This is a genomic window from Variovorax paradoxus (genome assembly GCA_016806145.1).
In the GTDB taxonomy this organism is placed as follows: domain Bacteria; phylum Pseudomonadota; class Gammaproteobacteria; order Burkholderiales; family Burkholderiaceae_C; genus Variovorax.
In genome coordinates, this window is sequence record CP063166.1 from 1661051 (window position 1) to 1672493 (window position 11443).

Below are 11443 nucleotides of genomic sequence, written 5' to 3' on the forward strand. Positions count from 1 at the left end.
TTTCGGCAACCCCTACACCTCCACCCGCATCCCGGTGTTCGCGCGCAACGTGGTGTCGACCTCGCACCCACTGGCCGCGCAGGCCGGCCTGCGCATCCTGCAGCAGGGCGGCAACGCGGTCGACGCGGCCGTCGCCACCGCGGCCGTCATGACGCTGGTCGAGCCGGTGAGCAACGGCCTGGGCAGCGATGCCTTCTGCATCCTGTGGGACGGCAAGGCCCTGCACGGCCTCAATGCCTCGGGCCCCGCGCCCAAGGCCTGGACGCCCGAGTACTTCAAGGCCAAGTACGGTGCCGACGCCGCCACCCCGCCGATGCGCGGCATCGACTCGGTCACCGTGCCGGGCGCGGTGCGCGGCTGGGCCGCGCTCAGCGAGCGCTTCGGCAAGCTGCCCTTCGCCGACCTGATGGCGCCGGCCATCGACATCGCCGAGCGCGGCTACCTGGTGCCGCCGGTGGTGCAGGGCAAGTGGCTCGCGGCCACGCCGCTGCTGCAATCGCAGCCGGGCTTCGCCCAGGCCTTCCTGCCCTGGGGCCGCGCGCCCGAGGTCGGCGAGCTGTTCCGCTTCGCCGCCGCCGCGCGCGCGCTCAAGGCCATCGCCCGCACCAGGGGCGAGGCCTACTACACGGGCGAGATCGCCGAGGCGCTCGCGAAGTTCTCCCAGGAGCAGGGCGGCGCGCTCACCGTGGCCGACCTCGCGGCCTACCAGCCCGAGTGGATCACGCCGATCTCGCGCGACTATCGCGGCCACACGCTGCACGAGATCCCGCCCAACGGCCAGGGCATCGCGGCGCTGATCGCGCTGGGCATCCTCGAGAAGTTCGACATCGCCTCGCTGCCGGTCGACTCGGTGGAGTCGCAGCATCTGCAGATCGAGGCCATGAAGCTGGCCTTCGCCGACGTCTACCGCTACGTGTCGGAGCGCTCGACCATGGAGGTCACGACCGAGCAGATGCTCGACGACGCCTACCTGGCCTCGCGCGCGCGGCTGATCGACCGCAACAAGGCGCAGGACTTCAAGGCCGGCAACCCCGTGAAGGGCGGCACCATCTACCTCACCGCAGCCGACGAGAGCGGCATGATGGTGAGCTTCATCCAGAGCAACTACATGGGCTTCGGCTCGGGCTGCGTCGAGCCCGAATTCGGCATCAGCCTGCAGAACCGCGGCCACGGCTTCAGCCTCAAGGCCGAGAGCCCGAACGTGGTGGCGCCGGGCAAGCGTCCGTTCCACACCATCATCCCGGCCTTCCTCACCAAGGACGGCCAGCCGGTGATGAGCTTCGGCGTGATGGGCGGCAACATGCAGCCCCAGGGCCACATGCAGACGCTGGTGCGCATGCTCGACTACAAGCAGAACCCGCAGGCCGCCTGCGACGCGCCGCGCTGGCGCTTCAACGCGGGCCTGGAGATCAACGTCGAGGCCGCGATGAACCCCGCCACCGTGCAGGGCCTGCGCGGGCTGGGCCACCACCTCGAGGTCATCAACGACTCCTACCAGGACTTCGGTGCCGGCCAGTTCATCTGGCGCGCGGGCGATCCCTCGGTCGAGGGCTACGTGGCCGCCAGCGATCCGCGCCGAGACGGAGCGGCAGCAGGGTATTGAGCTTTCACGCGATGATCGGGGGATGACCAAGACGGCCGCGAGCACCGGCATTCCCCTTCCAGACAGCGCGAAGAGCATCGCGCCCGGCCTCGTCCTCGCCTCGCTGGGCGCGATCGCGTTCAGCGGCAAGGCGATCATCGTCAAGCTGGCCTACCGCCATGGCGTCGATGCCGTGACGCTGATCATGCTGCGCATGCTGTTCGCGCTGCCGCTGTTCGCGCTCATGGCCTGGTGGGCCGGCCGCGGCAAGCCCGCCCTGAGCTTTCGCGACTGGCTCGGCGTGATCGGGCTGGGCTTCTCGGGCTACTACCTTGCGAGCTTCCTGGACTTCGCCGGGCTGGCCTACATCTCGGCCAGCTTCGAGCGGCTGATCCTCTATCTCAATCCCACGCTGGTGCTGTTCTTCGGCTGGGTGCTGTACCGCCGCCGCGTCACGCGGCCGCAACTGATCGGCATGGTCATCAGCTACGCGGGCGTGCTGCTGGTCTTCGGCCACGAGCTCCTGGCCGGCGAGAGCAAGGGCGGCGGCCTCGCGGCGGCCTGGGGCGCGTTCCTGGTGTTCCTCAGCGCGGTGAGCTATGCGGGCTACCTGGTCTACAGCGGCGAATTCGTGCAGCGCCTGGGTTCGCTGCGGCTGGTGGGCCTCGCGACCACGGTGGCCTGCCTGTTCTGCCTCGCGCAGTTCGCGCTGCTGCGCCCGCTAGCCGCGGCGCTGCAGGTGGCGCCCGAGGTGATCTGGCTGTCGGTGCTCAACGCCACCCTGTGCACCGCGGTGCCGGTGCTGATGGTGATGATGGCGATCGAGCGCATCGGGCCGGCCATCGCCGCCCAGACCGGCATGATCGGGCCCCTGTCGACCATCCTCATGGGCGTGGTCATACTCGGCGAGCCGTTCACGGCCTGGATCGCCGCCGGCACGGCGCTGGTGATCGCGGGCATCTTCGTTTTCACGCGCAAGGGCCGCTGAGGCCACCGCGCTTTATTTTTTCTCTTCTGGAGTCGAACAAATGGATCTGGGCATTGCAGGCAAGACCGCGCTGGTGTGCGGCGCGAGCAAGGGGTTGGGCTACGGCTGCGCCGAGGCGCTGGTGCGCGAGGGCGTCAACGTGGTGATCGTGGCGCGCGGCGCCGAGGCGCTCGAGGCTGCGGCCAAGCAACTGGCCGACGCGGCCACCGCGGCGGGCACGCCCGCGCCCTTCGTCAAGGCCGTGGCGGCCGACATCACGACCGAGGCCGGCCGCGCCGCCGTGTTCGCGCTGGGCCATGCCTTCGACATCGTGGTCACCAATGCCGGTGGCCCGCCGCCCGGCGACTTCCGCAACTGGGAGCGCGAGGACTGGATCAAGGCGGTCGACGCCAACATGCTCACGCCGATCGAGCTCATCAAGGCCACGGTCGACGGCATGGCCGAGCGCGGCTTCGGTCGCATCGTCAACATCACCTCGAGCTCGGTGAAGTCGCCGATCGAAGTGCTGGGCCTGTCGAACGGCGCGCGCAGCGGCCTCACCGGCTTCGTCGCCGGCGTGGCGCGCAGCAGCGTTGCCGGCAAGGGCGTGACCATCAACAACCTGCTGCCCGGTTCCTTCGAGACCGATCGCCTCAAGGGCACGATGAGCGGCGCGGCGCAGAAGTCGGGCCTGGACTTCGACACCGTGTGGGAGAACCGCAAGAAGGCCGTGCCCGCGCGCCGCTTCGGCACGCCCGCCGAGTTCGGCGCCATCTGCGCCTTCCTGTGCAGCGTGCAGGCCGGCTACATGACCGGCCAGAACGTGCTGGCCGACGGCGGTGCCTACCCGGGCACCTACTGAGCCGGACCAGGCATCACGCGAGCCGAAGAATTCGCGGGGCAAGAGGATGAGCAGGGAGTCGTTTCAAGAGATCACGCTGGTGTCCGTCACCGGCCTGCCGGATGCACGCGGCGCCGCCATGGCGCTCGCGCTGAGCCTGGCGCAGATGCCCGGCGCGCGCGCGCTGCTGTGCAGCCCGCAGGCGCCGCCCGACCTGGGCCGCGGCATCGCGCACCGCGCGATCGCGCCGCTCGACTACCACGAGTACAGCTGGTTCATCATGTTCGCGCTCTGGCGCCTGGTGGACACCGAGTTCGCGCTGATCGTGCAGGAAGACGGCTGGGTGCTCGACGCGGCCAACTGGAACGAGGCCTTCCTCGACCACGACTGCATCGGCGCGCCGATCCACCTCGCGCGCATCGAGCCGCCGCGGGGGCCGGCCTATTGGCGCAACCGCTTCGAATGGGCCGACGAGTACGCGCGGCCCGACCACCGCGTCACGCCGGTGCTCAACGGCGGCTTCAGCCTGCGCAGCCGGCGCTTCCTGCGCGCGCTGGTCGACCATCCCGAGATCCGCGTCGAGATTCCGCCGCCCGATGCGCTCGAGGGCGAGCCGCTGCGGATGCACTGGCATCACAACCCGCTGCTGGAGGACGTCCAGCTGACGGGGGTGCTGCGGCCCGCGCTCGAGGCCCGGGGCCTGCGCTTCGCGCCGGTCGAGCTGGCGCGCGAGTTCGCGATCGAGCATGCGGGCCCGCAGCTGCACCATGGCTTCGATGCGCTGAAGATCTTCGGTCATCACTCGAAGGTGCGCCGGCTGGTGTCGCTGTCGCCGCCCACGGTGCGTTCGCTGGTGCCGCTGTCGGAGCTCGACGGCTGGTACGGCGAGCGCGACCTGCTGGCGATGTTCGAGCGCCGCGGCTACCGCGTCGAGTTCCCGCTCGAGGCGCGTCAGGCCGTGGCCGTGTCGCAGGGCCCCACGCGCAGGGTCTACGACTGCTTCACCTACAACGGCGAGGCCGACGTCCTCGCGGCGCGGCTGCACGAGCTCGACGAGGTGGTCGACTGCTTCGTGCTGGTGGAGGCCGACCGCAGCTTCACCGGCGCGCCCAAGCCGCTGCGCTTCGATGCCGCCGATCCGTGCATTGCGGCCTTCCTGCCGCGCATCCGCCATGTGGCGGTGCACGACATGCCCGAGGTCGACGCGGCGGCCGATGCGATCGCCGTGCCCGGCGACTGGCATGCCGACACGCCGACATCGGGCTTCTGGATCCGCGAGAAATTCCAGCGCAACCAGATCCTGCGCGGCCTGCACGACGCGGCGCCGCACGACCTGGTGATGGTCTCCGACGCCGACGAGATACCGCGCGCCGACGTCGTTCGCGCCATGCGCGACGACCGCCGCCACGAGGTCTTCGGGCTGCGCCAGGCCTTCTATTACTTCTACGCCGACTACCGCAACGTGCAGGGCCCCGAGGCCGCGGCGATCTGGACCGTGGCGGCCACGCGCGCGCGGCTCGATGGCCTCACGCCCGACCAGCTGCGCCTGCGCGTGCGCAGCGGCGCCCAGCCCGCGCGGCTGATCGACGACGCGGGCTGGCACCTGTCGTACCTCGCGATGGACGAGGAGGCGGTGCGCGCCAAGATCCGCGGCTTCGCGCACCAGGAATACAACCGGCCCGAGCTGCTCGAGGCGCTCGACATTCCCGCGCTGCTGGCCTCGGGCCGCGATCTCTACGGCCGACCCGGCTATGTCTGGCGACTGGTGGGGCGCGAGGAGGCGCCGCGCTGGCTCGCGGCGCAGCCCACGCTGGCGCACCTGTTCGCCCCGCGCCAGTGATTCAGCGCCGCGCCGACACCACGATCCCGCCCACGATCAGCACGAAGGCCGCGCCGTGGTACCAGTGCGGCGCCTCGCGCAGGAAGGCCGCCGACATCACGGCCGCGAACAGCGGCGTGAGGTTCATGAAGATGCCGGCCACCTGCGGGCCCGCGCGCTGCACGCCGCTGCCCCAGCACCGGTAGGCCAGCACGGCCGGGCCGATGCCGATGAAGGCCATGGCGGCGACCAGCGGCCAGCCCAGGTCGAGGTGGGCCGGCGTCAGCGCCCATTCGCCGGCCGCGAACGTGCCCGACCAGGCGACGCCGAACACCAGCTGCGCCATCAGGAACGCGGCCCAGTCGCGCCGCAGCGCGGCGGGCTCGTGCGTGCGCGCGAGCAGCCAGCTGTAGAAGGCCCATGCGATGGTGCCCAGGATCATGTAGAGGTCGCCCGGCACCAGCCGCAGCGCCAGCAGCTGGCGCCATTCGCCGCGGCTGAGTACCAGCAGCACGCCGAGCATCGACAGCAGCGCGCCGCCGATCGCGCGCCCATGCGGGCGGGCGCCGAAGAACAGGCTGCCCACCGCCAGCATCCACAGCGGCAGGCTCGAGCCCACCAGCGTCACGTTGATCGGCGTCGAGGTCTGCAGCGCCAGGTACTGGAAGGCGTTGTACAGGCCGATGCCCAGCAGGCCCAGCAGCGCATAGCGCCTCCAGTGCGCCCACAGCGGGCTCGCGGGCCGCAGCACCGCGGCCGCGAGCGGCAGCAGCAGCACGAAGGCGATGACCCAGCGCACGAAGTTCAGCGTGAGCGGCGACACCAGTTCGCGCACCAGCCGGCCGACCACCGCGTTGCCGGCCCACAGCAGCGGCGGCACGACGAGCAGGAGGACGGTCAGTGGCGTGAGGCGCTGCGGCTGTGACATGGGCGCCGACTCTAACGGCTGGATGCAATGACCCGTGTCGCCGCGGAAACCCCAAACATGGCAGGATGCGCCTCTTCTTTTTTCGCGCGTGGAGACAGCACCGATGTTGAGCAAAGCCGTTCGTATCGACCGCCATGGCGGTCCCGAGGAACTGAAGATCGTCGAGGTCGAGGTCGGCGAGCCCGGCCCCGGCGAGATCCGCATCCGCCACAAGGCCGTGGGCCTGAACTTCATCGACACCTACCAGCGCAGCGGGCTTTATCCGTTCCAGATGCCGCTGCAGCTGGGCATGGAAGCCGCGGGCGTGGTCGAGGCGGTGGGCGAGGGCGTCACGCACCTGAAGGCCGGCGACCGCGCCGCCTATGCGAGCCAGCCGCCCGGTGCCTACAGCGAGCTGCGCGTGATGCCCGCCAAGTGCGTCTGCAAGCTGCCCGACGACATCTCCTTCGAGACCGGCGCGGCCATGATGCTCAAGGGCCTGACCACGCAGTACCTGCTGAAGAAGACGCTGCCGGCCGAGGGCCTGCAGGCCGGCGACTTCGTGCTGTTCCATGCCGCGGCCGGCGGCGTCGGCCTGATCGCCTGCCAGTGGGCCAAGGCGCTGGGCCTGCAGCTGATCGGCACCGCCGGCAGCGACGCCAAGTGCCAGCTCGCGCTGGACCACGGCGCGGCGCATGCCCTCAACTACAGCAGCGAGAACTTCGCCGCCCGCGTCAAGGAGATCACCGGCGGCAAGGGCGTGAAGGTGGTCTACGACTCGGTCGGCAAGGACACCTTCGAAGGCTCGATCGACTGCCTGCGTCCCTTCGGCCTGCTGGCCGTGTTCGGCAACGGCTCGGGCCCGGTGCCGCCGGTGAACCTCGGCGTGCTGGCCTCGAAGGGCTCGCTGTACCTGACGCGTCCCACGCTGTTCTCGCACCTGGCCACGCGCGAGAGCACGCAGGCGATGGCGGACGACCTGTTCGCCATCGTGCAGAGCGGCGCGGTGAAGATCCCGATCGTGCAGCGCTATGCGCTGGCCGACGTGCAGCAGGCGCACCGCGACCTCGAGGCGCGCAAGACCACGGGCTGCACCATCCTCACGCTCTGAGCGTCACCCCGGCCTTGTCCTACCCGGGCAGGGGTGTCATGCCTGCGTCTTGTGGCGGGAGCACTTTGTAGCCTCGTTGGCAACGAAGCCCCGCCGCCGTCCCGCCTCTTCGCGGGATCGCCGCCTGCCGCCATGAGCACCGTCCGCACCTTCATCGTCGAAGACAACCCCACCATCCGCGAGAACCTCGTGGGCACCCTGCGCGAGGTGGCGCGGGTCGATCCGGTCGGCCTGGCCGACACCGAGGCCGAGAGCACGCGCTGGCTCACGCGCAACATGGCGGCGTGGGACCTGGCGATCATCGACCTGTTTCTGAAAGACGGCACCGGCCTCAGCGTGCTTCAGGCCTGCCGCCACCGCGACCCATCGCAGAAGATGGTGGTGCTGAGCAACCACGCCACGCCCGACATGCGCCGCCGCTGCCTGCAGCTCGGCGCCGATGCCGTGTTCGACAAGGCGACCGAGGTCGACGACCTGATCGACTTCTGCCTGCGCTGCCGCCAGGCGCGCTTCACGGCCACCGCCACGGGCTATCCCCCACCGTCCGCGTCGCCTTCTTCGCGCCCCGCCGCCTCGACGGCGCACTAGCGCGAAAATACGGGTAATCCCTAATTCGAGCGATCGTCCCTGTCCCGGGGTCGGTCGCGCTTTGCCTTTCCATGTCCCGTTCCCGTCTCCTGCCCGACAACTTCACCCTCGCCCTGCTGTTGGTCGTCACCCTCGCGAGCCTCGTCCCCGCCAGCGGCCGTCCCGCCCAGTTCTTCGAGGGCCTGACCACGGTGGCCATCGGCCTGCTGTTCTTCCTGCACGGCGCCAAGCTCTCGCGCGAGGCGATCCTCGAGGGCATCACCCACTGGCGGCTGCACCTGCTGGTGTTCGCGAGCACCTTCGTGCTGTTCCCGCTGCTCGGGCTGGCGTTGAAGCCGGTGCTGGTGCCGCTGGTCACGCCCGAGCTCTACACCGGCGTGCTCTACCTGTGCGTGCTGCCCGCGACCGTGCAGTCGGCGATCGCCTTCACGGCGATGGCGCGCGGCAACATGCCGGCGGCGATCTGCAGCGCCTCGGCCTCGACGCTGCTGGGGGTGTTCGTGACGCCGGTGCTGGTGGGGCTGGTGGTACTGCCGCACGGCGGGCATGCGGCGTCGTCGTCGCTCGATGCGATCGGGCGGATCCTGCTGCAGCTGATGGTGCCGTTCGCGGCGGGGCATCTGCTGCGGCCGTGGATCGGGGGCTGGGTGAAGCGGCGTGCGTCGGTGCTGAAGTTCGTGGACCAGGGGTCGATCCTGCTGGTGGTCTATACGGCATTCAGTGCGGCGGTGATCGAGGGGTTGTGGCGGCAGGTGCCGATGCATGCGCTGGTGGGGTTGCTGGTCGTGTGTGCGGTGATCCTGGCTTTGGCGTTGAGCCTGACTACCTTGTTGGCGCGCAAGCTGGGCTTCGATACTGAAGACGAGATCACTATCGTGTTCTGTGGGTCGAAGAAGAGTCTGGCTAGCGGGATTCCTATGGCGAAGGTTCTGTTCGCCTCGCATGCTGTGGGCGCTATCGTTTTGCCGCTGATGTTGTTTCATCAGATGCAGTTGATGGTTTGTGCTGTGTTGGCGCAGAGGTATGCGCGGCGGGAGGCTGGGGTTGCTGAGCCTTCTGCTGTTGGGGCTGCTGCTTCCTCTAAATAGCGGGTTGCTTTTTTTTGAGGCAGGAGCCGGGAATTCGCCCCGGCGGGCGAGTCACTTTCTTTTGCTTCGCCAAAAGAAAGTAACCAAAGAAAAGGCGACCCACTGTCTGCGTCCCTCCGCTTCGCTGCGGGCAACCTGCGGTGCTCGCGTTTCGCGGGGTCTCGCAGAACTCGCTCCGCTGCGCTGCGCTCAAACAGCTGCGAGCCCTTATCCGCGAAACGCTGCGCTCCTCGGCGCAGCCAGAGGGGGTGGGTCGGGCCTTTGCTTCGCTCGGCCTTGGAATGCCGCTCGGGCCATTGCTTCGCTCGGCCTTGCAATGTCGCTCGGGCCATCGCTTCGCTCGGCCTTGCAATGTCGCTCGGGCCATCGCTTCGCTCGGCCTTGTGTTTGTCTTGTCCCCTCTCCCTCTGGGAGAGGGCTAGGGTGAGGGCACCGGGCCTCACCAAGGGTTTGACGGTATCCACCGCCCGGAGCCCTCACCCCAGCCCTCTCCCAGAGGGAGAGGGAGCAAGACCCGAAGCCGAGCGAAGCGATGGCCCGAGCGGATGTCGTGTGGCCGAGCGAAGCAAAGGCCCGAATCACCCCCCTCTGGCTGTGCCGAGGAGCGCAGGGGAAAGCGGGATCAGGGCCGCAGCTGTCTGAGCGGAACGAAGTGCAGCGAGTTCTGCGGACCCCCGCTTTCCCCGAGCACCGCAGGTTGCCCGCAGCGAAGCGGAGGGACACAGACAGCGGGGTCGCCTTCTTTTGCTTACTTTTCTTGGCGAGACAAGAAAAGTGAGTCGCCCGCCGGGGCGAGTCCCGGCCTACGGCCTAAAAAAAGAACCCTACCCTTCGATCTTCCCAAGACGAGACTCTTTCAACCGAGAAGGCGCCAACGCCCCAGCCGACTCCAGAATCGGATAAGCAATAGAACAGATATGCGAATTGATCCGCTTCAGATCGCTGATCAGATCGATATGCAATGAACTGGTCTCGATGCTCAACGTCGTCCGATCCGACAACCGATCCAGGTGCGTCGTCGCATAGGCCCGCTCCAGATCCCGAAACCGAGCCTTCTCCTCGAGCAGCTTCTGCGCATCCCGAACATTCCCGTTCAGGAACACGCTCATCGACAGCCGCAGATTCGCCACCAGCCGCCCGTGCAGCTCGACGATCTCCGCCATGCCCGCTTCCGAGAAGTTGCGCTGCGGCTTGATCTTCTTGTCCTCCACGTCCTGGATCACCCGCTCGATGATGTCCCCGATCTGCTCCATGTTGATCGTGAAGCTGATGATGTCCGTCCAGCGCCGGCTCTCCTCCTCGCCGAGGGCCTCGCGCGAGATGCGCGTCATGTAGTACTTGATCGCCGAATAGAGCTCGTCCACGGTGTCGTCGAGCTGGCGCAGCTCCTGCGCGAGCTTGAGGTCGTTGCGGCGGATCACGTCGAGCACGCCGATCAGCATCGTCTCCACGATGTCGGCCTGGTGCAGCGCCTCGCGCGCGGCATTCGAGATCGCGAGCGTGGGCGTCGACAGCGCCGAAGGATCGAGGTGGTGCGGCCGCAGCGAGGCGGTCGAGGGCGCGGGCTCGGGCAGCATGCGCGTCACCAGCTTCGCCACCGTCTGCGTGAGGCCGATGAAGCCGATGCTGATGATGATGTTGAAGGCCAGGTGGAACAGCACCACGCCATGCGTGGGCGTCGGCAGCTGCGGCTGCACGTAGCGCAGCCAGAGGCCGACGAAGGGCGCGACCACCGCCACGCCCAGGGCCTTGAACAGCAGGTTGCCGATGGTCACCTGGCGCACCGGAATCGCCGACTTGGCCGTGGTCAGCACCGCGAGCAGGCCGCTGCCGAGGTTGGCGCCGAGCACCAGGCCGAGCGCGACGTCGAGCGGCACCACGTTCGAATTGGCCATGGTCGCCACCAGCAGCACCACCGCGAGGCTCGAGTACGAAGCGATCGCGAGCACGGAGCCGATGGTGATCTCGAGCAGCACGTCGCTGCTGATCGAGGCCAGCACCGCGCGCACCGCCTGCGAGGAGAACAGCGGCTCGGTGGCTTCGACCACCAGCTGGAGCGCCAGGAGCATCAGGCCCAGGCCGATGAAGACGCGGCCGATGCGGCCGGCCACGCTGGCCGGGCGGCTGATGAACAGCACCACGCCCACGAAGATGAACATCGGCGAGAGCCAGGACAGGTCGGCCGAGAACAGCACCGAGATCAGCGCCGTGCCCACGTCGGCGCCGCGCATCACCGCCAGCGCCGCGGGCAGGGTGATCAGGCCCTGGCCGACGAAGGAGGAGGTCATCAGCGAGGTGGCGGTGCTCGATTGCACCAGGGCCGTGACGCCGATGCCCGAGAGGGCGGCCGTGAATCGGTTGCGCATGCTCTGCACGAGGATCTTGCGCAAATTGGCGCCGAACACGCGAAGAACGCCGGTGCGCACGAGGTGCGTGCCCCACACCAGCAGGGCGACGGCCGCCAGCAGGTTCAGAAGATGCTTCATGGGTGTCGGGCTTGATCCTTTCTTTTCGTTCTGTTTCGGTTTTGCGTCGACCCC

General features: G+C 68.6%; 9 protein-coding genes. 7 read left to right on the forward strand and 2 right to left on the reverse strand.

The genetic code is table 11. From position 1 onward, the window contains the following. The first annotated feature begins 28 nt into the window (after positions 1-28). Genes INQ48_07590 through INQ48_07605 form a run of 4 tightly spaced genes read left to right on the forward strand, consistent with a single transcriptional unit; the run spans position 29 to position 5230 of the window. Positions 29-1603, forward strand: a complete 1575-nt coding sequence (locus INQ48_07590; GenBank protein QRF60651.1) for a gamma-glutamyltransferase family protein — start codon at positions 29-31, stop codon at positions 1601-1603. Positions 1604-1625: 22 nt separating this feature from the next. Beyond that, positions 1626-2570 (forward strand): DMT family transporter, encoded by a 945-nt coding sequence (locus tag INQ48_07595; GenBank protein QRF59085.1) that lies wholly within the window; start codon positions 1626-1628, stop codon positions 2568-2570. A gap of 40 nt (positions 2571-2610) precedes the next feature. After that, complete coding sequence (locus tag INQ48_07600; protein QRF59086.1) at positions 2611-3411, forward strand: SDR family oxidoreductase; 801 nt, start codon at positions 2611-2613, stop codon at positions 3409-3411. A gap of 46 nt (positions 3412-3457) precedes the next feature. Continuing rightward, positions 3458-5230, forward strand: coding sequence for a hypothetical protein (locus tag INQ48_07605; protein QRF59087.1), 1773 nt, complete (start codon positions 3458-3460; stop codon positions 5228-5230). 1 nt (position 5231) lies between these two features. Here INQ48_07605 and INQ48_07610 read toward each other — a convergent pair whose 3' ends face one another. Further along, positions 5232-6137, reverse strand: a complete 906-nt coding sequence (locus INQ48_07610; protein QRF59088.1) for a DMT family transporter — start codon at positions 6135-6137, stop codon at positions 5232-5234. 103 nt (positions 6138-6240) lie between these two features. On the opposite strand from INQ48_07610, the gene INQ48_07615 reads away from it, so the two are divergent. The 3 genes from INQ48_07615 to INQ48_07625 all read left to right on the forward strand — a co-directional run bounded on the left by INQ48_07615 (position 6241) and on the right by INQ48_07625 (position 8903). Then, a complete protein-coding gene (locus INQ48_07615) occupies positions 6241-7227 on the forward strand; it encodes a quinone oxidoreductase (protein QRF59089.1) in 987 nt (328 codons plus the stop codon). 132 nt (positions 7228-7359) lie between these two features. After that, a complete protein-coding gene (locus INQ48_07620; GenBank protein ID QRF59090.1) occupies positions 7360-7815 on the forward strand; it encodes a response regulator in 456 nt (151 codons plus the stop codon). 71 nt (positions 7816-7886) lie between these two features. Beyond that, positions 7887-8903 (forward strand): bile acid:sodium symporter, encoded by a 1017-nt coding sequence (locus tag INQ48_07625; protein ID QRF59091.1) that lies wholly within the window; start codon positions 7887-7889, stop codon positions 8901-8903. An 824-nt stretch (positions 8904-9727) separates the two neighbouring features. On the opposite strand, the gene INQ48_07630 is transcribed toward INQ48_07625, so the two are convergent. After that, positions 9728-11389 (reverse strand): Na/Pi cotransporter family protein, encoded by a 1662-nt coding sequence (locus tag INQ48_07630; protein QRF59092.1) that lies wholly within the window; start codon positions 11387-11389, stop codon positions 9728-9730. Positions 11390-11443: the final 54 nt, after the last annotated feature.

Excerpts from the sequence above, each read along its gene's own strand:
- INQ48_07625 (QRF59091.1), top strand. The coding sequence starts at position 7,887 with ATGTCCCGTTCCCGTCTCCTGCCCGACAACTTCACCCTCGCCCTGCTG.
- INQ48_07605 (QRF59087.1), top strand. The coding sequence starts at position 3,458 with ATGAGCAGGGAGTCGTTTCAAGAGATCACGCTGGTGTCCGTCACCGGC.
- INQ48_07615 (QRF59089.1), top strand. The coding sequence starts at position 6,241 with ATGTTGAGCAAAGCCGTTCGTATCGACCGCCATGGCGGTCCCGAGGAA.
- INQ48_07595 (QRF59085.1), top strand. The coding sequence starts at position 1,626 with ATGACCAAGACGGCCGCGAGCACCGGCATTCCCCTTCCAGACAGCGCG.
- INQ48_07610 (QRF59088.1), bottom strand. The coding sequence starts at position 6,137 with ATGTCACAGCCGCAGCGCCTCACGCCACTGACCGTCCTCCTGCTCGTC.
- INQ48_07620 (QRF59090.1), top strand. The coding sequence starts at position 7,360 with ATGAGCACCGTCCGCACCTTCATCGTCGAAGACAACCCCACCATCCGC.
- INQ48_07630 (QRF59092.1), bottom strand. The coding sequence starts at position 11,389 with ATGAAGCATCTTCTGAACCTGCTGGCGGCCGTCGCCCTGCTGGTGTGG.
- INQ48_07600 (QRF59086.1), top strand. The coding sequence starts at position 2,611 with ATGGATCTGGGCATTGCAGGCAAGACCGCGCTGGTGTGCGGCGCGAGC.